Source organism: Brevibacterium sp. OS20, assembly GCF_056837565.1.
This window is the reverse complement of sequence record NZ_CM166367.1, coordinates 492,052-514,784: the sequence shown is the minus strand read 5'-3', so window position 1 is coordinate 514,784 and position 22,733 is coordinate 492,052. Positions and strand designations below refer to the sequence as shown.

The 22,733-nt window shown below is 65.8% G+C and carries 23 protein-coding genes; 16 read left to right on the top strand and 7 right to left on the bottom strand.

Translation table 11 applies throughout. From position 1 onward, the window contains the following. Positions 1 to 28 precede the first annotated feature (28 nt). A complete protein-coding gene (locus tag ACVZTU_RS02240; RefSeq protein ID WP_181271266.1) occupies positions 29 to 694 on the bottom strand; it encodes a TetR/AcrR family transcriptional regulator in 666 nt (221 codons plus the stop codon). Positions 695 to 737: 43 nt separating this feature from the next. Here ACVZTU_RS02240 and ACVZTU_RS02235 point away from each other — a divergent pair, with 43 nt between their 5' ends. The 3 genes from ACVZTU_RS02235 (at position 738) to ACVZTU_RS02225 (ending at position 2,973) form a co-directional block, all read left to right on the top strand. Beyond that, a complete protein-coding gene (locus ACVZTU_RS02235) occupies positions 738 to 1,700 on the top strand; it encodes an ABC transporter ATP-binding protein (protein ID WP_181271267.1) in 963 nt (320 codons plus the stop codon). After that, a complete protein-coding gene (locus ACVZTU_RS02230; RefSeq protein WP_181271268.1) occupies positions 1,697 to 2,545 on the top strand; it encodes a hypothetical protein in 849 nt (282 codons plus the stop codon). Before ACVZTU_RS02235 ends, ACVZTU_RS02230 begins: the two co-directional genes overlap by 4 nt. Positions 2,546 to 2,676: 131 nt before the next feature. Next, positions 2,677 to 2,973 (top strand): antibiotic biosynthesis monooxygenase family protein, encoded by a 297-nt coding sequence (locus tag ACVZTU_RS02225; RefSeq protein WP_181271269.1) that lies wholly within the window; start codon positions 2,677 to 2,679, stop codon positions 2,971 to 2,973. A gap of 46 nt (positions 2,974 to 3,019) precedes the next feature. Here the strand turns inward: ACVZTU_RS02225 and ACVZTU_RS02220 are convergent, their stop codons facing one another. After that, the gene (locus ACVZTU_RS02220) at positions 3,020 to 3,757 is read right to left on the bottom strand and encodes a potassium channel family protein (protein WP_139469405.1); all 738 of its coding nucleotides are present in this window, start codon (positions 3,755 to 3,757) and stop codon (positions 3,020 to 3,022) included. 72 nt (positions 3,758 to 3,829) lie between these two features. After that, a complete protein-coding gene (locus ACVZTU_RS02215) occupies positions 3,830 to 5,164 on the bottom strand; it encodes a TrkH family potassium uptake protein (RefSeq protein ID WP_229664044.1) in 1,335 nt (444 codons plus the stop codon). A gap of 170 nt (positions 5,165 to 5,334) precedes the next feature. On the opposite strand from ACVZTU_RS02215, the gene ACVZTU_RS02210 reads away from it, so the two are divergent. Beyond that, positions 5,335 to 6,795 (top strand): APC family permease, encoded by a 1,461-nt coding sequence (locus tag ACVZTU_RS02210; protein ID WP_181271270.1) that lies wholly within the window; start codon positions 5,335 to 5,337, stop codon positions 6,793 to 6,795. Positions 6,796 to 7,233: 438 nt separating this feature from the next. On the opposite strand, the gene ACVZTU_RS02205 is transcribed toward ACVZTU_RS02210, so the two are convergent. Continuing rightward, positions 7,234 to 8,538 carry a glycine cleavage T C-terminal barrel domain-containing protein gene (locus ACVZTU_RS02205; RefSeq protein WP_181271271.1) on the bottom strand — a complete coding sequence of 435 codons (1,305 nt, stop codon included), beginning with the start codon at positions 8,536 to 8,538 and terminating at the stop codon, positions 7,234 to 7,236. A gap of 144 nt (positions 8,539 to 8,682) precedes the next feature. Between ACVZTU_RS02205 and ACVZTU_RS02200 the strand changes: the two genes are divergently transcribed. The 3 genes from ACVZTU_RS02200 (at position 8,683) to ACVZTU_RS02190 (ending at position 11,192) form a co-directional block, all read left to right on the top strand. Beyond that, a complete protein-coding gene (locus ACVZTU_RS02200; protein ID WP_482401287.1) occupies positions 8,683 to 9,543 on the top strand; it encodes a methylenetetrahydrofolate reductase in 861 nt (286 codons plus the stop codon). Between the two features lie 140 nt (positions 9,544 to 9,683). Continuing rightward, positions 9,684 to 10,163, top strand: a complete 480-nt coding sequence (locus tag ACVZTU_RS02195) for a carboxymuconolactone decarboxylase family protein (protein ID WP_139906729.1) — start codon at positions 9,684 to 9,686, stop codon at positions 10,161 to 10,163. A 42-nt stretch (positions 10,164 to 10,205) separates the two neighbouring features. After that, positions 10,206 to 11,192, top strand: a complete 987-nt coding sequence (locus ACVZTU_RS02190) for a sigma factor-like helix-turn-helix DNA-binding protein (protein ID WP_482401286.1) — start codon at positions 10,206 to 10,208, stop codon at positions 11,190 to 11,192. Positions 11,193 to 11,210: 18 nt separating this feature from the next. On the opposite strand, the gene ACVZTU_RS02185 is transcribed toward ACVZTU_RS02190, so the two are convergent. After that, complete coding sequence (locus tag ACVZTU_RS02185; protein ID WP_139469410.1) at positions 11,211 to 11,960, bottom strand: IclR family transcriptional regulator; 750 nt, start codon at positions 11,958 to 11,960, stop codon at positions 11,211 to 11,213. Between the two features lie 118 nt (positions 11,961 to 12,078). On the opposite strand from ACVZTU_RS02185, the gene ACVZTU_RS02180 reads away from it, so the two are divergent. Further along, positions 12,079 to 12,855: an IclR family transcriptional regulator gene (locus ACVZTU_RS02180; protein ID WP_181271275.1), complete on the top strand. Its 777-nt coding sequence runs from the start codon at positions 12,079 to 12,081 to the stop codon at positions 12,853 to 12,855. 125 nt (positions 12,856 to 12,980) lie between these two features. Here the strand turns inward: ACVZTU_RS02180 and ACVZTU_RS02175 are convergent, their stop codons facing one another. After that, complete coding sequence (locus tag ACVZTU_RS02175; protein ID WP_482401285.1) at positions 12,981 to 13,574, bottom strand: short chain dehydrogenase; 594 nt, start codon at positions 13,572 to 13,574, stop codon at positions 12,981 to 12,983. Positions 13,575 to 13,792: 218 nt separating this feature from the next. On the opposite strand from ACVZTU_RS02175, the gene ACVZTU_RS02170 reads away from it, so the two are divergent. From ACVZTU_RS02170 to ACVZTU_RS02145, 6 genes are all read left to right on the top strand, one after another. After that, entirely contained in the window at positions 13,793 to 14,671 is an 879-nt protein-coding gene (locus ACVZTU_RS02170) for a LysR family transcriptional regulator (RefSeq protein ID WP_458312173.1), read from the top strand. Between the two features lie 197 nt (positions 14,672 to 14,868). Beyond that, positions 14,869 to 17,382 (top strand): GcvT family protein, encoded by a 2,514-nt coding sequence (locus ACVZTU_RS02165; RefSeq protein ID WP_482401284.1) that lies wholly within the window; start codon positions 14,869 to 14,871, stop codon positions 17,380 to 17,382. Positions 17,383 to 17,384: 2 nt separating this feature from the next. Next, on the top strand, positions 17,385 to 18,197 hold the full coding sequence (locus tag ACVZTU_RS02160) for an electron transfer flavoprotein subunit beta/FixA family protein (RefSeq protein ID WP_482401283.1): 813 nt from the start codon (positions 17,385 to 17,387) through the stop codon (positions 18,195 to 18,197). Beyond that, entirely contained in the window at positions 18,194 to 19,198 is a 1,005-nt protein-coding gene (locus ACVZTU_RS02155; protein WP_482401282.1) for an electron transfer flavoprotein subunit alpha/FixB family protein, read from the top strand. The genes ACVZTU_RS02160 and ACVZTU_RS02155 overlap by 4 nt, the downstream gene beginning before the upstream one ends. Before the next feature lie 137 nt (positions 19,199 to 19,335). Further along, positions 19,336 to 19,731, top strand: coding sequence for an acyl-CoA thioesterase (locus tag ACVZTU_RS02150; RefSeq protein ID WP_139469417.1), 396 nt, complete (start codon positions 19,336 to 19,338; stop codon positions 19,729 to 19,731). A 180-nt stretch (positions 19,732 to 19,911) separates the two neighbouring features. Then, complete coding sequence (locus ACVZTU_RS02145) at positions 19,912 to 20,319, top strand: VOC family protein (RefSeq protein WP_139469418.1); 408 nt, start codon at positions 19,912 to 19,914, stop codon at positions 20,317 to 20,319. A 103-nt stretch (positions 20,320 to 20,422) separates the two neighbouring features. Here ACVZTU_RS02145 and ACVZTU_RS02140 read toward each other — a convergent pair whose 3' ends face one another. After that, positions 20,423 to 21,202: an AraC family transcriptional regulator gene (locus ACVZTU_RS02140; RefSeq protein ID WP_180345654.1), complete on the bottom strand. Its 780-nt coding sequence runs from the start codon at positions 21,200 to 21,202 to the stop codon at positions 20,423 to 20,425. Positions 21,203 to 21,336: 134 nt separating this feature from the next. On the opposite strand from ACVZTU_RS02140, the gene ACVZTU_RS02135 reads away from it, so the two are divergent. Both ACVZTU_RS02135 and ACVZTU_RS02130 read left to right on the top strand, forming a co-directional pair. Beyond that, complete coding sequence (locus ACVZTU_RS02135) at positions 21,337 to 21,954, top strand: HAD domain-containing protein (RefSeq protein WP_139469420.1); 618 nt, start codon at positions 21,337 to 21,339, stop codon at positions 21,952 to 21,954. Further along, positions 21,951 to 22,733 (top strand): glutamate racemase, encoded by a 783-nt coding sequence (locus tag ACVZTU_RS02130; RefSeq protein ID WP_139469421.1) that lies wholly within the window; start codon positions 21,951 to 21,953, stop codon positions 22,731 to 22,733. Before ACVZTU_RS02135 ends, ACVZTU_RS02130 begins: the two co-directional genes overlap by 4 nt.

Below are 22,733 nucleotides of genomic sequence, written 5' to 3'. Positions count from 1 at the left end.
GGCGCCGGACCGTTCCCAGAATGTGACGTCAGTGTGCGACCAGTGGTTCCAGTTCCGCTTCGAGGATTGCCTTCGCCGAGGCGGCGCTGCGCTCATCGAGCATGACTTCCTGAGCCAGCCCCTTGCCCAAGGCGATCATCCGCATCGCCCACGCAGTCGCAACCTCGCCATCGGTGCCACCGGAGTCATCGGTGCCACCGGTGCCTCCGGTGCCATCGGCGTCGTCGGTTTCAGCGTCACCATCGCCCCCACAGACCGCCCGATAGAGGCGGATTCCGAGCTCGAGAGTCGCACGATCGCTGGCGCGGATGATGTCGGCGATCTGCTCGTCCATCACCGCCCGGGCGACGTAGGTGTACCACACGGATGCACCGATGCACATCGTCTCACCAGCGGGAATGAATGCGAAACAGAACTCACGGAGCGCACTCACCGCCTCGGCGGAACCGGGGTCGGACGACGCATCGGCACCTTCCGGACCTGCCGCCTCGGCGCTGTCGACGATCTGTCGGCACCCCTCGAGGATGAGCTCACTGCGCGAGGGGAAGTAATGCTGCACGCGACCGATGGAGATGCCTGCCGCCTCGGCGACGGAACGGAACGACACCCCGTCGATCCCTTTGAGATAGATGACCTGCCACAGGGCATGGACGATCTCGGTGCGGCGCTGGGCATGGTCGACGATCTTCGGCATCCTCCCACTTTACAATACGTTCAACTTGCATCATTATTGCAGTATGAATGTATTGCCATCGGTCGATGAAGGCATCTCGGTCCGCGGTCTGACGAAGAGCTACGGCGGACACCGCGTCGTCGACGAACTCAGCTTCGACGTCGCACCTGGCCAGGTGACGGGGTTCCTCGGCCCCAACGGCGCGGGCAAATCAACGACGCTGCAGATGATCCTCGGCCTCACCTCACCGGGCTCCGGCACCGCAGCCGTCCACGGCCGCCCCCTGCCCGAGCACGCGGAGCCCGCACGCATCGCCGGGGCATTCCTCGGCGCCGAGCACATGCTGCCGGGGCTCACCGCACGAGGACATCTCGACTGGATCGCCGCGGCAACGGGAACCGCACCCGCCCGGATCGACGAGATGCTCGACCTCGTCGACCTCACCCGCGCACGCTCCCGCCGCATCTCACAACTGTCACTGGGCATGCGTCAGCGGCTCGGCATCGCCGCCGCCCTCCTCACCGACCCCGAGGTGATCATCCTCGACGAACCGCTCAACGGGCTCGACCCCGCCGGAATCACGTGGCTGCGATCGCTCCTCACGGATTTCGCGAGCACAGGCAGAACGGTGCTGCTGTCGAGCCATCTGCTGCGGGAGATGGAGCTCATCGCCCATCACGTCATCATCATCCGCGACGGCGCCCTCATTGCAGACCGGCCCCTCGAGGAGCTGCGGCGGGAATCCTCAAGCCGGGTACAGGTGCAGGGGACGAACCTCGCACCGCTGCTCGATCACCTGCGGGACGAGGGCATCTCGGTCGACCCCGACGGATCGGGCACTCACGCCGCGATCACCGGACTCGAGCCCGTCGAGATCTTCAGGCTCTGTGTTCGTCTCGGGGTCGAACTCACAGGGCTCGCGACCGAGGAGCGCGGCCTCGAAGACACCTTTCTCGGCCTCACGGACACCGGCGACGATCGGCACAGGCACACACTTCGACACCCGATACAGGGAGCGACGGCATGACCTCGACACCACCGACCATCCCGGTCTCTCTGCGAGTATCGGCCGCACCGATCGCCCTCCGACCCAGCTGGATACGTGCCGAATGGGTGAAGTTCCGTGACCTGCGCCGGTCGCGTCAGCTGCTCGTCGTCACGCTCATCGCGGGCGCGGTCTCGGCCGTGCTGCTCGTGCTCACCATTCCCGCCACCCGCGGTGCCCCGCTGTCGGAGACGAGCACCGAGGATGTGCTCTCGGCCAGCGTCCTCAGCGTCGATGCCGCCGCGGCTGTGCTCGTCGTCCTCGCGGCATGGTTCGCCGGGGTCGAGTTCCGCACCGGCGCGATCACCGAGGCCCTGCTGCGCGCCCGCGGGCGATCAGGCATCGTCGCGGCGAAGGCCGTCGTCATCGGCGCGGCCGCCACGGTCGCAGCCGTCGCCACGGCCGTGGCCGTGACGATCAGCGGCAGCCTCCTCGCGGCCACGCTCGCCGGGGCCGACTGGTCGGAGGTCCTTGCCGTGGCCGGCAGCTCCGGCCATCTGCGGCTGGCCTTCGGCAGCACTTTTCTGCCCGTCATCTATTCGCTTCTCGCGGTCTTCGGTGCGGTCGTCTTCCGCTCGGTCACCGGCGGAGTTCTCACCCCGTTGGCCCTGTTGGTCGGGTCTATGCTCGCCGGCTGGCTGCCGGACGCTCTCGCGTCCGTCCTCCGACCGCTCCTCCCTTTGGGCGCCGTGCACAACATCAGCGGGGTCGCCGAGGCGGGAGGGACCGAGTACATCGGTGTCCTCCCGGCCCTCCTCGTCCTCGTCGCCTGGGTGGTCGGCGGAGCAGTTCTGGCGACGTGGCGGCTGCGCAGACAGGACTTCTGAAGCAGATTCCGAGACCAGCCCTGAGATCGGATCTGAGACTCTGCGGGCGAACAATCGGACTCTTCGGACAGCGCTCGGGTCAACGACGTAGGGTCGAGGTGACTCAGCTGCCAACTCGAACAGGAGCAACCATGTCAGTCGTCGCCATCAATGCCCTCACCGTCCCCGAACCCGCTCGGGCGGAACTCGAAAAGCGGTTCGCGCAGCGCAAGCATTCTGTCGATGGGGCGCCCGGTTTCGAAGGCTTCCAGCTGCTGCGTCCGGTGGCCGGCGGGGACCAGTACTTCGTCTACACCCAGTGGGCGACGAAGGAGGACTTCGAGAACTGGAAGGCCAACCGGACGTCCTCCCACGAATCGACCGGCAAGGCTCCGGTCTCCGAGCAGGCGAACCTCCTCGAGTTCGAGGTCGTCGACCTCGGCGAGTGACGGTCGCCGGACCAACCGCGGCAACACGGCCCCCAAGGACGTCGACCTATGCGTCGGCGTCCTTGTCCAATTCACTGAACGCTTCGACCTTCTTCGGGCTGCCGGCCACGAGGATCTCGTCGTCGGCGTAGAGCGTGACGTCCCGATCGGCGATGTCCCAGTGGGTGCCGCCGCGGCGTTTGAACGCGACGATCGTGACGTCGTACCTCGTGCGCAGCCCCAGCGAGGCCAAAGGCACGTCGGTCGTGCGCACCGGCGGAGTGGTGCGCGCCAGAACGAAGTCCTCGTCGATGGGCAGGAAGTCCGAGATATGCCCCCTGATCAGGTGGGCCAGACGCCTACCCATGTCGTTCTCGGGGCTGATGACGTTGCCGATGCCCAGCTGATGGAGGATCTCGGCGTGGGTTTCGCTGATCGCCTTCGCCCAGATGTGCCGATTGCCGAGCTTGAGGATCCGCGAGGCCACGAGGATGCTCGCCTCGAGGTCGCTGCCGATGGCGATGACGACGCGGGAGACCTCGTCGATGCCGAGCTGTCGCAGCACCACCTCGTCGGTGGCGTCGGCGCGAGAGGCATGAGCGAGGACATCGGCGAACTCGGCTACAACCGACTCGTCACGGTCGACGCCGATGACCTCGACTCCATGCTCTGCGAGTTCGCGCGCCAGGGATCCGCCGAAGCGGCCGAGCCCGATCACGGCCACCGCTCCGTCCTTCGCCAGCGGCGAGGGGTCGCCGGTGAAGAACGACGCGGAGCGCGCCATCCAGTTCTTCTTCTCGTTCATGGTCTTTTCCTTTCTGGGCCGCCTCGGCAGGGGTGTCGGCAGTCGTTGATTCGGCTTTCGACGGACCTGCCATCAGCCGATCAGTGGCCGTTCCTTCGGCAGTTCGTAGCGGATGGGGCGCTCGCGCAGGGCCAGACCGGACGCCACGGTCACCGGACCCAGCCTGCCGAGCGCCATGGTGAGGATGAGGACGATCTGACTGGGCGCGGACAGATCTGCGGTGATCCCGGTCGACAGACCGACCGTGCCGAATCCGGAGATGACCTCGAAGAGGACCCGGCTGAGGCCGAATCTCGGGTCGCAGAGGAGGATGACCATCGTCGCCAGCAGCACCCAGCCGAGCGCGAGGACGATGACCGTCGTCGCCTGTCGATGCACGTCACGGGAGATGCGGCGACCGAACAGGGTCACGGATCGTCCGCCGCTGATCTCCGTCCACGTCGTCGCCGCGAGCACCGCCATCGTCGTAATCTTCACGCCGCCGGCCGTGCCGGCCGGTCCGCCGCCGATGAACATGAGGACGTCCATCCCGAACCAGGACACCGTGTGCATCTGGCTGATGTCGATCGAGTTGAACCCGGCCGTGCGCGTGATCGTCGATTGGAAGGTCGCTGCTTGGATCTTCCCCCACGCGTCGAGATGGCCCATCGTCGCCGCATTGTTCCACTCGATGACGGCAATGAAGACAGTGCCGCCGATGAGCAGAACCGGGGTGATGACGACCATGATCCGCGTGGTCAGACCCCACTTCAGCGGAGTTCGGTAGCGCCGGACGAGTTCGATGAGGACGGGATAGCCGAGCCCGCCGAGGATGACCGCCAGTCCGATCGGACCGCAGATGAAGGGATCGGCCACGTAGTCGACGAGGTTGTCCTGACGGAGCCCGAATCCGGCGTTGTTGAACGCGGAGATCGCGTGGAAGATCGCATCCCAGATCGCGGCCGTGACGGGTTCGTCGTAGTGGAGGAAGAATCGGAGGAACAGCGCCGAGGCGACCACGAGTTCCGTGCCGAAGGTCAGTGCCGTGATGCGCAGGACGAGAGGCTTGACGCCGCCGATCGCATCGCTCTTCGTCTCCGAGGCCACGGATTGGCGGAGCCGGAGACCGGCCTTTCCCGCCAGCAGCAGGGCAAGCAGTGCGGTGAGCAGGAGCACGCCGAGACCGCCGGCCTGGATGAGGCAGATGATGACGATCTGACCGAAGAGCGTGAAGTCCTGACCGGTGTCGAGGACGACGAGTCCGGTGACGCTGAGCGCCGAGGTGGCCGTGAAGAGGGCTTTGAGCAGTGAGATGCCGCCGTCGGCGACCGTGGCCGCCGGGGTCATGAGCAGAGTGGTTCCGGTGACCAACGCTGCCAGGTAGCCCGCGATGACGCGGACGATCGCTGAGCGATGTGAGCTGTGCACCAGACGAAATGTAGCACCATCGCAACGGTTCGGCGTCACCCGCAGGCAACTCACCGGTAACGGTCAGAATCCTGCTACTCTGCCTTATCGGAGTTGCCGTGATTCGGCTCATGCCCGGGGCACGGCCCAGCACCTGTTCGTCCATCCACAGAGAAGTGTCGAGGAACCTCATGAGTCAACCTGAAACCCAGACCGTCACCGGAGATCGAGGCCACGGCTTCGTCCGGGCTCTCGGCACGGTCGACGCACTCTTCATCGGATTCGGTGCCATGATCGGCTTCGGCTGGGTCGTCCTCACCGGGGAGTGGCTCAACGGTGCAGGCACGCTCGGCGCCATCATCGCCTTCGCCGTCGGCGGCATCATCATGTGCTTCGTCGGCACCGTGTACTCGGAAATGGTGGCAGCGATGCCGCATGCCGGCGGGGAGCACAACTATCTCATCCGGGCGATGGGTCCCCGCGTCTCCCTGTTCGGATCATGGGCGATCACCGGCGGCTACATCAGCGTCGTCATGTTCGAGGCGGTATCGGTGCCGAAGACCGCCGTCTACCTGTTCCCGAACCTCGAGCAGATCAAGCTCTGGAACGTCGCCGGCTTCGACGTGTACCTCACCTGGGCACTCGTCGGCACGATCACAGCCATCATCATCGCCTGGGTGAACATCCGCGGCGTCAAGCTCGCTTCGATGGTCCAGACCTTCGTCGTGTGGTTCCTCATCATCGTCGGTCTCATGCTGCTCACCGGCGGTTTCGTCGGCGGCAGCCTCGAGAACACCGAGCCGCTGTTCACCGGCGGCGGCGCCGGATTCATCGGCGTCATGGCGGTCGTGCCGTTCCTCTTCGTCGGCTTCGACGTCATCCCGCAGTCCGCCGAGGAGGTCAAGCTGCCACCGGCGAAGATCGGCAAGCTCGTCGTCCTCTCCGTCATCATGGCTATCGTCTTCTACATCATCATCATCGGCACCACCTCGATGGCGATGCCAGCCGACGAGCTGGGCACTCATGACCTCGTCACCGCAGACGCACTGTCGATCATGTTCGATTCGGACATCTGGGGCAAGATCGTCATCGCCGGTGGACTCGCGGGCATCATCACGTCGTGGAACGCCTTCCTCATGGGTTCGTCCCGTCTCATGTGGGCGATGGCCGCGGCCGGAATGATCCCGAAGTGGTTCGGCAAGCTCCACCCGAAATACCGCACTCCGTCGAATGCCATCATCTTCATCGGCATCCTCTCCGCGATCGCTCCCTTCTTCGGCACTGCAGCGCTCGGCTGGATCGTCGACGCGGGCTCGCCCGCCATCGTCATCGCCTACTTCCTCGTCAGCGTCGGCTTCCTCGTCCTGCGCAAGCGCGAACCGAACATGGAACGCCCACTGCGCATCGGCGGAGATCGCAATGGCGGAGTGGTCATCGGCGTGATCTCATCGGTGCTCACGTTCATCCTCTTCATCCTCTACATTCCGATCACCCCGGTGTCTGCGCAGCTGGCATGGCAGTCGTGGGTCGGCTTCGCGGTGTGGCTGCTCGTCGGCATCTGGTTCATGATCAAGCTGCCCACCGGCATCAAGGCCGGCCCCAATGCCGAGAACGAACTCCTCGCGAAGGTCAAGGCCCTCCGCGGAAAGTGATCGCGGGAGCCGCCGTGTGAGGTGCGGCCGGGGCGCCATTATTCGCCGAGGCGAAGCGTCCTGATCCGCTTCGCCGCGGCGCAGCACCTTCCCCCGCCCCTCACCTTGAGTCGCACCCCGCACCACTAGTGGCACACCGCACCGTGAGTCGCAATCCGCACCGGCGGTCGCATCCCTCACCTTCAGCGACCTATCGCCCCTTTGCACCGGGGTGGTTTGTCGCTGTGAGTGAGGGGTGCATTGCTACCTGCAGGAGAAGCCACCCCGGATGAGGGAGGCCGGCAGTGCCAACGGGAGGATTCGGCACCAACGGTGCGTGATGCCGCTGCTCTGAGCCGACTGTCGCGCCCGAATATCCGAGCGCATCCGGACATGCGAACGCGGCCGCCGGCTGTGCGCAACGGCGACCGCGCTCGGTCTCGGGGAGCGGGAGTCGGCTCAGACTGCGGCGTCGAGACCGCGCATCTTCAGGCGCTCACGCTGGTTGGGGTTCACGCTCGGGCGGAACGGCATCTCGACCACCTCGGCGCGAACCGGGACTCCGGGAGTATCTGCGAACGGCTCCGGCAGATGCACCCAGTATTCGGTGCCGAGCTCGGTTGCCGACACCGGCACGTGGGCCATTGCGATATTCGCTTCGAGTTCCGGCGAATACCACGGCGACGTCACGTACCCGACCGCCTCACCGTCAGCGGCAGCGGAGACGAGCCAGAAGTCCGGCGCATAGTCCGTAATCGGTTTGCCGCCGACCAGCAGGCCCACCAGCTGCGTGCGATACGGCGGGGTACCGGCCTCGATCAGCCCGCGCACCTCCTCGAGTCTGGCCTTGCCGATATAGTCGGCCTCCTTCTTCCGTGGCACCTGGTAGGACAGGTTGACCTGGAACGGGAGCGTCTCGAAGTCCATGTCCTGCCCCCACGAGAGGATGCCCGCCGCGATCCTGCGGTGGTGGCTGGGGGCGACGACCTTGATGTTGTACGGCTCGCCGGCTTCCAGGACGGCGTTCCACATATCCTCGGCGTACTTCGTCGCATCCTTGAGATAGATCTCGTAACCCTTCTCACCGGTGAATCCGGTCTGGGAGATGATGACGTCGCGGCTGCCGACCTGAGCTTCCATGAGTCCGTAGCTGGGCAGCGTGCGTCCTTCCTCCCCGACGAGGTCGGCGATGACGTCGACGGACTTCGGGCCCTGGACCTGCACTGGTGCGACGTCGATCTCAGCGATCGTGACGTCGAACCGGCCGCCGACGTTGACTCCCTGCATCCAGAGCATGAGGTCGGTGTCGGAGAGGCTGAACCAGAATTCGTCGATGCCGACCCGCAGCAGGATCGGATCGTTGAGGATGCCGCCGGCCTCGTTGCACAGGATGACGTAGCGGGCGCGCATCACCGGGATCTTCGTCGCGTCACGGGTGATGACGAAGTTGACGAACGCCTCGGCGTCGGGACCCTTGACCTGGATCTGCCGTTCGACGGCGACGTTCCACAGGGTCACATCGTTGACGAGGGACTGGTACTCGGCCATCATCCCGCCCTCGTCGCGGGGGATGTAGCCGCGTGGGTGGTACATCCGGTTGTAGATCGACGCCCGCCAGCAGCCCTGCTGCATAGACAGCTCCCAATAGGGCGACTTACGGACGCGGGTGTCGATGAGCATTTCGACCGGGGTGGGGCCGGATTGACGAAGGTTGATCGGGACTTCTCTGTCGCTTTGGTCCACTGACGGGACATTGTTGTCCATGGTGTTCCCCCTGCTTGCACAGTTTTATATTATGGAACTTGATTCCCATATCATGGGTACAATGAGTGTAGGATCGGACACACCGGGACGCAAGGGACTCGCACATGCGAGTTTCATGAATCGACCTCCGAGAAGGAGACGAGGATGTCACAGTCAACGCTGCGCAGGCTGTTGAGCACCGCCCGCTACGAGGTTCTGCCCACGGCCGGGATCGTCGAACGCATCGAGGAGTACGTGGCACCGGGCCGCGAGATCACGGTGACCGCGTCGAAGGGGCTGACCCTCGAGGCGACGCTGTCCACGGCCGAACAGCTCCAGGCCCTGGGCTTCCGCGCCGTGCCCCACCTGGCCGCACGGATGATCCACGGCAGACCCGAGCTCACGGAGATCGTCGATCGTCTCGCCGAGGCGGCTGTGGACCGGATCTTCGTCCCCGCGGGAGACGCCACTCCCCCGGCCGGCGGATACGTCGGTGCGCACGACCTCCTCGTCGATCTCTCATCCATGGCCGCACCGTTCCAGCACATCGGCGTCAGCGCCTATCCGGAATCGCATCCGATCATCCCCGACGATGTGACGATCCAGGCCATGTGGGACAAACGCGATTACGCCACGCACCTGGTGTCGAATCTGTGCTTCGATCCGGCGCTCATCGCGTCCTGGGTGCCCAGGGTTCGCGCACGGGGCGTCGAACTGCCGCTGGTCCTCGGCATCGCCGGGAAGGTGGAGCTAGCCAAACTCGCCCGAGTCGCGACGAAGATCGGGGTGGGAGAGTCCACGCGGTTCCTGCGGAAGAACACGGCGACCTTCACGCGGATGGCCAAGCCCGGCGGATACAACCCGCGGAAGTTCCTCGACAAGATCGGCCCGGTCCTCGACGACCCGGAAATGGGCGTCGCCGGTCTGCACATCTATACGTTCAATCAGATCAAGGACACCGAGGTCTGGCGCCGCAAGCAGCTCGCGGCCCTCGGCGGCGCCGAAGAGGTCTCGACCGCGTGGTGATCGAGTGGTGAGAAGCGACGATCGGGCCGATTCGATCACCCGATGTCGCTCCGGTGTCACACAATGGGATCCCCATCCGACACAGTAGGTGGCGGGCCGAAGAGTCACCCGCCGCAAAAGCATCAAGCGAAAGGGACCCCATGGCACGCATCAGCCTCGACCAGATGAACAAGAAGGCCTACGCCTCCGTCGCACATATGGATTCCTACTGCAGGCGAGCCCTCGGCACAGAACTCTACGACTTCGTGAAGCTGCGCGCCTCCATCGTCAACGGCTGCGGATTCTGCGTCGACATGCACTCCAGCGACCTGATCGCCATGGGAGTCTCCTCGCGCAAGGTCGTCAACGTCGCCGCCTGGCAGCACACCGGGTCGCTCTTCGACGACCGCGAGCGCAGCGTCTTCGCCCTCACCGACGCCGTGACGAAGATCGGACCGGACTCAGTCACCGACGAGATCTGGGAAGAGGCGACGCGCCACTTCACGGATGAGCAGCTGGGAGACCTCCTGCTCGGCATCTCGACGATCAATGTGTGGAACCGCCTGGCGATCAGCACCGAAACAGTCCCACCGGCCGAGGCAGAGTCTGCTGCAGCACCGGCAGACGGCGAGCAGTCGTGAGCCGCCGCCACTGAGAATCCACGGTGGTCTACATTGGTGCACGTGAACGCGCCTGACACCGAATCACCGGCGACCCGCGCCTGGGAAGAGCACCGGGGGCGACTCTTCGGAATCGCCTACCGCATGCTCGGAGACGTCGGGCTGGCCGAGGACATCGTCTCCGAGGTCGGCATCGCAGCGGTCGTCCAAGAGCGGAAAGGTGCCGCCGATCGTTCCGACGGTGCCGCTGGCCATTCGACTCAGCCGCCTTCCGGCACGTCGACTCAGCCGTCCGCCGGCCCCGGCAGGACCCGCACAGTGCGTTCCTGGCCGGGGTGGCTGACGACGGTCTGCGTCCGCCGGTCGATCGACCAGGCTCGGCATCTCGAGAGCGTCAAAGAGGAGTACCCCGGGTCATGGCTCCCCGAACCGATTGCAACCGAAGCACTGCCCGATGAAGCCGTGGCGAACAGAGAGCTGCTGTCGGTGACCCTGCTGCATCTGGCCGATCAGCTCACTCCCGAAGCCAGGGCAGCCGTGGTTCTGTCCCGAGCATTCGACGTCCCCGCGAGCGAGATCTCTTCGATCCTGGACAAATCTGCCGCCGCTGTCCGGCAGATGATTTCAAGAGCCGAACGACGGCTCGACCTCGACAGAGACCTACCGCGCTCGGGCAACAGGCAGGTGATCGACCGCCTCGTCGACGCAATCCGCTCAGGTGATCAGAGCTCGGCGCTGCGTCTGCTGCTGGCCGACGATGCGATCTTCTGGAGCGACGGCGGAGGGAAGGTCCCGGCCACTCGGAATCCGCTGTTCGGCATCGATCGGATCATCCGATTCTTCGCCGCGGTATTCGATCCGAGCGATCCCAGCAGCCAGCAGGTGACAGGGGTGATCGCTGTCAACGGCGAAGCGGGCATCGGAATCGTCAAGGACGGTGATCTGCGAGTGCTGGCCGTCGAGGTCGACGACACCGGCCGCGTGATGGGCCTGCGACAAGTGAACAACCCGGACAAACTGAAACGGATGCGCACCGAACCTGTGTCATGACACCGGGTCCGACCGTCCCTACCGGTGGGTGACCTTGCGTCTGAGACTGCGCGAGAGCAGTCCCGCCTCATCTACGAGCAGAGCGCCCAGGCGGTCATGATGTTCGGCGATGCGCATCGTCGGTCCGGAGATTCCCACGGCCGCGACGACGTCTCCGTCGATGCCGAACACCGGTGCAGCCAGAGCGTCGAGGCCGATCTCGAACTCTTCGTGGACGATGGCGAATCCGCGATCGCGAACCGTGTCGAGATCGTCGGTGAGCTCCTTGCGTGAGCCCAATGTCTTCTCGGTGCGCCGCTCCAGCCTGCCGGTCGGCAGCGGGATGACGTCATAGGCGAACATGACCTTGCCCAGAGCCGAGCAGTGCGGCGGAACCTCCACGTCCGCCCAGTTCGTGGCGCCGAGGACGAACGTCGAATCGACCTGAGCAACCTGGACGACTCCTTTGGGTCCCGGCATGGCGAGGTTCACCGTCTCACCGGTCTCCTCGCTGAGGCGCTGCAGGGTCGGATCGGCCGCGGCGACGAGGTTCTCCACCCGGTCGAAGCGGGAAGCATAGGTCGCGAACAGCGATCCGCCGCGGTAGAGGCCGTCACCGTCGCGTTCGACCAGACCGTTGCGTTCGAGGGCGGAGAGCAGGCGCGAGACCGTCGACCGAGCCAATGCGGTCTCTTCGACCACCTCGGTGTAGGAGATCGGGTCGTCGGACCTCACGACCAACGACAGAATCTCTGCCGCCCGGTCGATCGACTGGGTCCCATTGCTCATCGTGCTCAGCTCCGTCGGGGAAAGGGGGTCGGCGGAATCGAGGCCCACCGACCGCACTCACCCTACCCCACGCCCTCAGACTCTGGCCGGGTTGCGCGTCGTGAGTTACAGTTTCGAAATGAGCAACAAAGATGCGGGCTCGGGCGGCGTCCAATCCGTGGATCGGGCCGTGACGATCCTCGAGATCATCGCCCGCACGGGGCTCGCCGGGATCACCGAGATCGCCGGTGAACTCGGCGTGCACAAGTCGACGGCTTCGCGCATCGTCTCCACTCTCGAAGCCCGCGGACTCGTCGAACAGGACCATCACCGAGGCAGATATCGTCTGGGCCTGTCCATCCTCCGTCTCGCCGGAGCGACGACCGCACGCCTCGACATCGTCCAGGAGGCCCGCCCGATCACCAAGATGCTCGCCGAGGCGACCGGCGAGACGATCAACGTCGCCGTCCTCTCCGATGGCGCCGCCCTTTACCTCGACCAAGCTTCGTCGACGTCCTCGGTGCAGAGCCACAACTGGGTCGGTCAGCGCATTCCGCTGCACGCGACCTCCAATGGCAAGGTCCTGCTCTCCGGCCTCAGCGAGGCAGGCATCCGGGAGACCCTGGGTGCGAAGCTGACCCGCTACACCCCGCACACCGTGACCTCGGTTGCGCAGCTGCTCACCCAGATCGCCGAGGTGGCCGCCACCGGATTCTCGCTCGTCATCGATGAGCTCGAGGTCGGGCTGACCGCAGTGTCCGCTCCCGTGCGCAATGCTCACGGGGACGTCATCGCGTCGATCTCGGCCTCGGGACCGAGCTTCCGCTTCACCGAGGACAAGGTCGCCTCGGCGAAAGACCTGCTCACTTCGGCCGCCGCCGACATCTCAGCCCGCCTCGGGTGGCGCGAACACTGAACCACGCCAAATCGGTACCCCACGAAATCGGCACCTGCGAAGCCGACACCCGCCGAAATCGGCACGGACACGCCGACGTCGGCCCCGCCTCGGCGATGGTGTGATCATCCTCGGTGGGGAGGTGGTCAGTCGAGGATGTACGTGGTGCCGCTGTCGATGCTCTCGACGGCGCGGCGGTAGAGATTGCCCACCGCCTCATCGGAGGCCGGCGGGAACCCGGGGAAGAAGTCGTGGAAATGCGTGGCCGATTCCAGAACGGTCGGGCTGGCGACGTTGATGCGGATGCCGCGCGGCATCTCACCGGCGGCGGCCATGACGAATGATTCGATGGCTCCACTGGCCATCGCGGCCGCCGATCCGGTGGGGATCGCGGCGCGGGCCGTCACCCCGGTCGTCAGGGTGATCGAACCGCCGTCCCTGACATGGGGCAGGCCGATGCGCACCAGATCCAGCTGGGCGAGCGTCTTGCCGTAGAACCCCGACTCGAGGTCCTCCCGGGTCAGTTCCGTGACGGGTTTGAACGGGACGTGTCCGGCCGTGCACACGATGGCATCGACCTCACCGACCTCGTTCAGCAGCGCCTCGATCGTCGCCGGATCGTCGAGATCGACCGCCGGATCCGTGCTCCGACCGACCTGAATGACTTCGTGCTTGCCTTCGAGCGCTCGGACGGCCGCGGTTCCGACGTGTCCCTTGGCTCCGATGATGAGTACCTTCATGGTGTCTCCCTCGTCTCGCTGGTGTGGTGGTCTGCAGCGAGCCTAAGCACGTTCGGAGGCGAAGAGAAATACTTCTGTGCGGATATTCATGTCTGAGACGCATGAAAAGGCTGTCGCTCCGCCAGAACGGCTGGTCCCCTGGGTGCCTCGGTCTTCCCAAGGACTCCGCCTCTCCGCGCGGCCTGGAGAATCCAGATCGGTCGCTATACGCTGAGCGCATGAGTGTTGAGCTGCGTCATCTCCGCGCCCTGGTCGCCATCGACCAGACCGCGTCGTTCACGGTCGCCGCCGCGCTGCTCGGCACGACTCAGCCGACTCTGTCGCGGACGATTTCGCAGCTGGAGGAGCTTGTGGGGACGACGCTGGTCGAGCGGACCACCCGCAGCGTCGTGCTCACCGAGCGGGGAATGGAGTTCGCTGTCGAGGCCGCGTCCCTCGTCGGCCGGCTCGACCGGCTGCTGGAGCGCTTCGGCGACGATCGCGAACCCCTCCGGCTCGGATGGGCATGGGCGGGACTGGGCAAGCACACGCACGGGCTCATCAGGGAATGGCAGGCCACCTCGCAGACACCGATCGATGCGAGTCGGCCCGACGATCTGGACGCTGCTCTGGCCACGGCCGATATCGACATCGCCATCGTGAAACGAGCCGTCGGTGAACCGCAGGCGCCCGAGGGACGGGAGTGCCGGCCGCTGTTCCGCGAGTCCCTCGTCGCCGCCGTCTCCGTGTCCAACCCGCTCGCGGCCACTCCTCAGCTGAGCCTCGAACAGATCGCCCACAGCACGGTGGCTCTGTGCTCCGTCTCGCCGACGGCGAGCCTGCGGCTCTGGGACGACCGCCCTGTCGCGCCTCGTCCGCTGATGGCGGGCAATACGGACGAATGGCTGGTCAACGTCGTCCTCGACAAGGCTGTCGGAGTCACCTCGGCGGCGACCTCATTCACCCACTCCCACCCCGAGGTGGTCTATCGCGAGATCGTCGATTCGCCCGAGGTCGACGTCACGATCGAATGGAACACCCACGGCGCCCACTCGGCCTGTCCCCGATTCGCCGAGTTCGCTCAGCAGTATTTCCGAGAGCTGACCGCTCAGCCTTGAGGCTGTCGTTCGATGCGAGCTTTTCCGACCGCGCAATGACCTCTCAGCTTTGACCCGATTCCGTCACGGCTCGACCTCTTGACACTCCCGCCTCGGCGGAGGACGATCATCGTACGCAGTTCCACATAGCGCGTATCGTTGCATAATTCGCAACGATGCTGGTGAAGGCGAAGATGCCTTCAGAGAGGAGCCTGCTCATGGCTTCCGTCCCCGCCCAGGCCAGCGTCGTCGTTGTCGGTGCCGGCATCGTCGGCAACAGCCTCGTCCACCATCTCGCCGAGCTCGGCTGGACCGATATCGTCCAGATCGACAAGGGCCCGCTGCCGAATCCGGGCGGCTCGACCGGGCACGCCTCGAACTTCATCTTCCCCGTCGACCACTCGCGTGAGATCACCGACCTCACCCTCGACAGCATGCGCCAATACAAGGAACTCGGGGTCTTCACCGAGTCCGGCGGCTTCGAAGTCGCCCGCACCGAAGAGCGCATGGAGGAGCTGCGGCGGCGCATGGCCTCGGCACGCGTATGGGGCATCGAATCCTCCCTCGTCACCCCCGCCGAGGTCGCCGAGAAGGTGCCGTTCCTCGATCCCGAGGCCATCCTCGGTGCGTTCTGGACCCCGACGGTCGGAGTCGTCGATTCGGTCCGGGCGGGCACGATGATGCGCGAATCCGCCGAAGCCAAGGGAGCGCTCACCGTGTCCCCGAACACCGAGGTGACCGGCATCGATGTCAGGGACGGGCAGATCGCAGCCGTATACACGACGAAGGGTGAGATCGCGACGAACCGCATCCTCATCGCCTGCGGTGTCTGGTCCCCGCGGATCGCCGCCATGGCCGGTGCGGCCATCCCACTGACTCCGGCGGTCCACCAGATGATCAGCGTCGGGCCCGTCCCGCAACTTGCCGAGCGTCCCGGCGAGATCTCGTTTCCGATCGTGCGGGACATGGACACCTTCTGCTACGAACGTCAGCACGGCTCGGACATGGAGATCGGCTCCTATGCCCACCGGCCGATCCTCCACGACCCTGATGAGATTCCCTCGATCGAGGCGGCGAAGCTCTCCCCCACGGAGATGCCGTTCACCGAGGATGACTTCGACCCGCAGCTCGAACAGGCCGTCGAGCTCATGCCCGAGGTGCTGTCGAATCCGGACGTCGAGATCCGCTACGCGATCAACGGACTGCTCTCGCTGACTCCGGACGGGGCGCCCATCCTCGGCGAATCACCCCAGGTGAAGGGCTTGTGGTCGGCGGCGGCCGTGTGGGTGAAGGAAGGTCCTGGCGTCGGGCGGGCGGTGGCCGAGTGGATGACGCACGGACTGCCGGAGATCGACGTGCAGGGTGCCGACATCGCTCGATTCCACTCCCATCAGCGCACCCGCGAACACGTGCGCGCCCGCACCTCGGAGGCATTCAACAAGACCTATGGCATCGTCCACCCCGGCGAGCAGTGGGCCAGCGACCGTGACGTCCGCCGATCCCCGATGTGGCAGCGCGAGGCCGATCTCGGGGCCGTGTTCTTCGAAGCCGGCGGGTGGGAGCGGCCGCAGTGGTATCAGTCGAATGCCGGTCTGCTCGAGGAGTTCGGTGACGCGGTCATGGACCGCAGCACCGAATGGGATTCCCGCTGGTGGTCACCGATCATCAACGCCGAACACCTCGCCATGCGGCAGCGTGCCGGGCTCGTCGACCTCTCGAGCTTCGTCATCTTCGATGTGTTCGGTCCGGCTGCTCTCGACGCTGTCCAGCACATTGCCCTGGCTCAGATGGATGTCGCCATCGGTCGGGTCGTCTACACCCCGATCCTCGATGAGAACGGCGGGTTCCGTTCCGACCTGACGATCATGCGTCTGGCGCACGACCGGTTCCGCGTCGTCACGGGTGCCGCCCACGGAATGGTCGATCTGAAATGGTTCGCCGACCGACTGCCCGATATGGGGGCGCAGATCGCCGATCTCACGAGTTCGTGGACGACGATCGGGTTGTGGGGACCGCGAGCCCGCGACATCCTCGGCTACCTCACCAGTGCTGATGTCTCCCATGAGGCATTCAAGTTCGGCACTGCCCAGACGATCGAAATCGGTTCGCTCGAGGTGCTCGCCTCCCGCATCTCCTATGTCGGCGACCTCGGTTGGGAGCTCTACGTAACGATGGAATCGGGGCTGAAACTCTGGGACGCGCTCATGGACGCAGGCCACGAGCACGGTCTGCTCCCCGTCGGTCTCGGCGTCTACGGCACGACCGGCCGGATCGAGAAGGGCTACCGCGCATTCGGCACCGAGCTCGATTCCGAACGCAGCGTCGTCGAGGTCGGGATGAGCCGACCGAAGGTGAAATCCCAGGATTTCATCGGCAGGGCCGCACACTTGCGCCACCGCGAGGAGGAGCCGAAGACGGTGCTGTGCTCGCTCACCGTCGACGATCACACGAGTGCCAGCGGGGAGAAGCGACACATGCTCGGCGGGGAACCCATCGTGTCCGCGGACGGCGATGCGCTGATCGACGGGCACGGTCGCCACTCTTATGTCACCTCGGCGGGATCGGCTCCCAGCCTGGGCAAACACGTGCTCATGGCGTTCCTCCCACCCGCCGAGGCGGTGCTGGGCAACCGTCTGCAGGTCGTGTACATGGAGGAGTTCTATCCCGTGACGGTGGCAGCGGTCGATTCGACACCGCTGTTCGACCCCGACAACGAGTGCATCCGGAGGTAGCCGTGAACATCCTCGTCTGCATCAAACGCGCCCCCGATATCGCCGGTTCCGTCACTCTCGACGACGCGGGCACCGGGATCGACGAATCCGGGCTCGGCCACACCATGTCCTCACACGAGGAGTGCGCCGTCGAGCTCGCGATCCAGACCGCAGCCCAGGCCGGTGGGACTGTCACCGTGCTCACTCTCGGTCCCGCCGAGGCGGTCGAGCAGCTGCGTGCGGCCGTGGCGGTGGGAGCGAACGACGGCATCCTCGTCGAGGCGGCCGACCCGTCCGTGTTCGCACCCGAGGATATTGCGCAGGTCATCGGTGATGTCATCCGCGATCGCGCCGAGGCGGGGCAGACCTTCGATCTCGTCCTCACCGGTGACGATGCCGCCGACACCGGCGATTTCCAAGTCGGGATCCGCCTGGCTTACGACCTCGAGTACCCGGTGCTCACGAACATCCAGACGATCAGTGTCGGCGGGGCGGACGGGGGCAGCGGGCCCGGCGGCGAGCGCGGCGCCGGGCGGATCGAGGCGCGCGGGATCGGACCGGCGGGAACGGAGATCTTCTCCCTCGATCTGCCCGCGGTCGTGGCCGTCCATGAGGGCGGGGTCGATCCGCGCTATCCCTCGATCACCGGGCGGATGAAGGCGAAGAAGGCCCAGGTCGTCGAATACGACGTGCCCGTTCCGGGGACGGGCAGCCCCCGGATCCGGCTCGAACTGCCCGAGGTGAAGGCGAGTTCGGTGACCATCCTCGGCGAGGGCCCCGAAGCGGCTCCCGCCCTGGTCGATGTGCTCGAGGAGATCGGAGTGATCCGGCCATGACTATGGTTTTCGTCGAAACAGACCCGGCAGGCGAGGTCACACTCACCTCCGCCGAAGCCATCACCTTCGCCCGCAAAAACCCCCAATTACTACCTGACGGGGGCGCAGCAACCTCGCGCGAGGTATCTGGGCCGCCGTCAGGTAGCACGGAGGGGGTGGTGATCGGCCCGCTCAGTGATGCCGCCGTTGACGCGTTGGGGCGCCTCGGGGTCGGTGTCATCCACCATCTCGAGCATCCGGATCTCGCGGAGTATTCGGCGGCGGCCTGGGCGCAGGCGATCGTCGACGTCACTACGGAATCCGGCACGCTGCTGGCCTCGGGCACCCCGCGCGGTATGGAGCTCATGGCTCATGCCGCGGTCCGCACCGGCGCCCGCATGGCTGCCAATGTTATCGCCGCCGACGCAGAGGGCCTGCTCCGTCAGGTCCACGGCGGCACTGCCTTCGAACGCCTCCGCCTCGACGGGGATCTGCAGGTGCTCACGATCGCCGGCCACGCCTGCACTCCCGAAGAGACGACCCCGATCACCCCGGAGATCATCGCTTATGACCTCACCGTCGCCGAGGCGGACCTTGCCACCCGTGTCCAGCGCACCGAGGTCGAGGCCGCCGATGATGCGTCCGGACTGACCTCGGCCAAGGCCGTGGTCGGAGCCGGTCGCGGGGTCGGTTCGGAGAACGGATTCGCCGAAGTCCTCGAACTCGTCGACCACCTCGGCGGGGCCCTGGGCGTCTCTCGTGTGGTCACGGGTCTCGGCTGGCGCCCACACACCGAACAGGTCGGCCAGACCGGCAGCCGCATCTCCCCCGACGTCTACATCGCCTGCGGGATCTCGGGAGCAATCCAGCACATGGCCGGAATCGAGGGGGCGAAGACGCTCGTGGCCATCAACACCGATGAAGAATCGACGATGGTCCAGCGGGCGGACTATGCGATCATCGGCGACCTCCACGAGGTGGTCGGAGCCGTCAACGAGGAGATCGTCCGCCGTCGCGGCTGAGCGCAGTTGGACCCGGGCTCCGCCAAGGCCGCTCCGGACAGTACCAATGCACTGAGAATTTCCGTTGGCGCCGGCCACCTGATTAACTATGGAACGATCGTTCAGACCTCGTTCCCAATCAGCTCCTGGAGGCAGTCATGGCCACTTTCGAACTCTCACCCGAAGTGCGCTGGTCGGATCAGGACCTGCTCGGCCACGTCAACAACGCACGGATGATCACCCTCATCGAGGAATGCCGCGTGCGCTGGATGCACGAGATCCGGGCCGGACACATCACCGGCGGCGGACTACTCGTCGCCCGCCAGGCCATCGACTACCTCGTTCCCGTCATGTACGGCCCCGAACTGAAGATGACCGTGACGGTGAAGAAGCTCGGCAACTCCTCATTCACCGTCAACACCCGAGGTGACCAGGACGGACGTCAGGTCTTCGACCACGACTGCGTGCTCGTCCACATCGATCGGGACTCGCAGAAGCCCACCCCGCTGACGCCCGAACTGCGCGCAGTCTTCGAACCCTACCTGCAGGACTGAGGCCCGACGATTGGCGTAGGTGGGAGAAACAGTCACGCAAAACCGAGGCGGGCGTGACCATTCGGCCCAGCCAGTATGAGCCTATCGCCCGCCCGACAGCAGCGAGAACCTCCCGGGGGACGCGCGATCATGGCCGATTCGTTCAAGCCGTCACCGCACCCGTCCGCATAGTCTGAAGTCATGAAACTCGACGCGATCTCCATCATCACCGCAGACATGCCCGCCGCCATCACCTTCTACTCCGCGCTCGGCCTCGAGCTCGCCGACGGCGGCCCGGACGCTCCGCACACCGAGTTCACCTCCGGGTCCCTGCGGATCCTCCTCGACACCGAAACGGTCATGCTCGGCATCGACCCCGAATGGACCCGCCCGACCGGCGGACACAAGATGTCCTTGGCCTTCGACTGCTCCACCGCCGAGGCGGTCGATGCGACATTCGCCAAGCTCACCGGGCGCGGCGACGGGGGAAGCGATCCCGTGGCAGGAATCGTCCACGAACCCTGGGACGCGTTCTGGGGACAGCGCTACGCTGTGGTCTCCGACCCCGACGGCAACACGGTCGACCTCTTCGCCGCCCTCAACTCCTAATTGCTACCCGACGGCGGCCCAGCAACCTGGCGCGAGGTTGCTGGGCCGCCGTCGGGTAGTTCTGGGTAGGGACGAACTTACGGAACGAACGCCGGGTGCGCCCTCACCCGATGAGCGAGCGCTCGTCCCGCCGCAGGTGAGCTGCGTCGGCATACCCCACCTCGGCCGCGGCCGCTGTCCGCGACCGCCCCGCATCGATGAGGTCTCGCGCGGCCTGCCAGCGCAGGATCTTCGCCAGGTGCTTGGGTCCGTAGCCGAACCATTCCGCGCTCAGCCGGCGCAGCTGCCGCGGTGAATACGCGAACTCCGCGGCCGCCTCGGTGACGGTCTGGGCCGGCGAATTCGAGCGCACATCCAAGGCCCGAGCCAGGGCCATCGGACGCGGATCCAGCATGGCTCGGCCCGTCAGACCGCCAGCCATATCGAGCAGCACCCGGGCAGCTCCCGTCACCGAGGCGGCCCCGCCCTCGCCGACAGCGCGAACCTCTGAATGCCGGCCGCCGATGACAGCGTCGAGGGGCGTCACCCGATCGGCCAGTTCCCCCGCCGAGGTGGTCAACAGCTGCGCAAGCACGCCGGAGTCGAATCGCAGGCCCACCGTCGGTGCAGCCGAACCGTGGAACATCCGTGCCGTGGAATCGGCGCCGGCGATGAGTATCTGCGAATCGATGAAGATGAGATCCATGCACCCGTCGGGAACGATGAGCGATGGAGCCGCGGCAGCTGCGACAGTCGGCCCGGAAGCCAGACCGGCGGCAGTGTTCCCACGATCAGGGTCTGCCGCCTCGACGGAGGAAGCCGCCTCGGCGAGGGAATCGGCCTTGTCGGGAACGGAGACCCACAGGCTCGCCCGCAGGTGCGGGATCCGGGTTTCGCGATACACGGACTCGGCCTCCTGACGCTCTCGGCGGTAAACTCGTCTGTGTTCATCTGGTGCGGGCGGCGCGATCTGCCCCCAGAATAGCGCGCGAATGGCCCCAACAGAGGGCCGCACGACTGAGCTCACGGGAAGGAATGATGGCTGCAGCATCCTCGGCGCCGGTATCGGCGCGCAGGCAGGCTCGCCATGTCACTGTCTTCCTCGATGTCGATGGCGTCCTCAACTCCTACCCGGTGCCCAAGCTGCGCGGCATGGCCGAGGGGCGAAAGAAGCTGCACGCGTGGCACTACGAACTCCACTACCGGCCGTCCGTCGTCGAATTCTTCGACCGCATCGTCGAGACCCATGAGGTCGACGTCGTCTGGCTGTCGACCTGGTCGCAGCGATGCAAGTCCGAGCTCGAACCGAAATTCGGTCTGCGCAACTCCTTCGACGTCATCGAAATGCCCGATGAGACGCACAACCGCTTCGCTCACGATCCGCAGCAGTGGTGGAAGGCCCGTGCCATGGAGGACTGGCTGGCCACCCACGAGCACGGGCGTGCGATCTGGATCGACGACGACCTGGCCTGGCCGGCCACCCGCGAATACTTCCTCAAGCACTACTCGCCCAACCGCCTCAAACTCATCGCCCCGGACTTCGCCCACGGCCTGACGAAAGCCCATCTCAAGGAGATCCGGGAGTTCGCCTACCCGAAGACCAGCGAAGCCGAGACCGGCGATCTGACGACATCCGACCCGAAGGGAACTTCATGACGCGCATCGGCCTGCTCGATTCCGGACTCGGACTCCTCGGCACCGCCGACGCGCTGTTCAACCTCGCCCCCGACGCTGACCTCGTCCTCGCAATGGACCCGGACTACACCCCTTACGGCAGCCTGAGCACCGACACCCTCGAACAGCGGGCTCTGCATTCGGCCGGGGTGCTCGCCGAATGGGAACCCGACGCCATCGTCATCGCTTGCAACACCGCCTCGGTGCAGGCCCTCGAAGCCGTCCGCGCCCGCTACGAACCGGCCATCCCCGTCATCGGCACCGTGCCTGCGGTGAAGATGGCCGCCGGCACCGGCCAGGACTTCGCGATCTGGGCGACACCGGCGACCACGGGCAGCGAGTATCAGCAGAACCTCATCGACTCCTTCGCCGCCGACCTGCACGTCGCCAAGATCGCCTGCCCCGGACTGGCCGAGGCGATCAACGCCGCCGATCTGGAGAAGATCGACACCGCCATCGAGGATGCCTTCACCCAGATGGGACCCGGAATGGAGACCGTGGTGCTCGGCTGCACCCACTACGGACTCGTCGCCGACCGCATCATGGCCGCCCGAGCCGGAGCCCTCACCGTCTTCGACTCCCCCATGCCGGTGGCCAAACAGACGCTGCGCCGCATCGGCCTCGAACCCGCCGGAGTCGGCGAGGATCAGCCCGGCACCGGACGCGTGCTCGCAACCTTCGCGTCCGGCCGACGCGTCAGCCTCCCCCAGGCCCTGGACGCCTACCCGGCCGGCAAACGACTGCTGGCCCGAGAAGCCTGA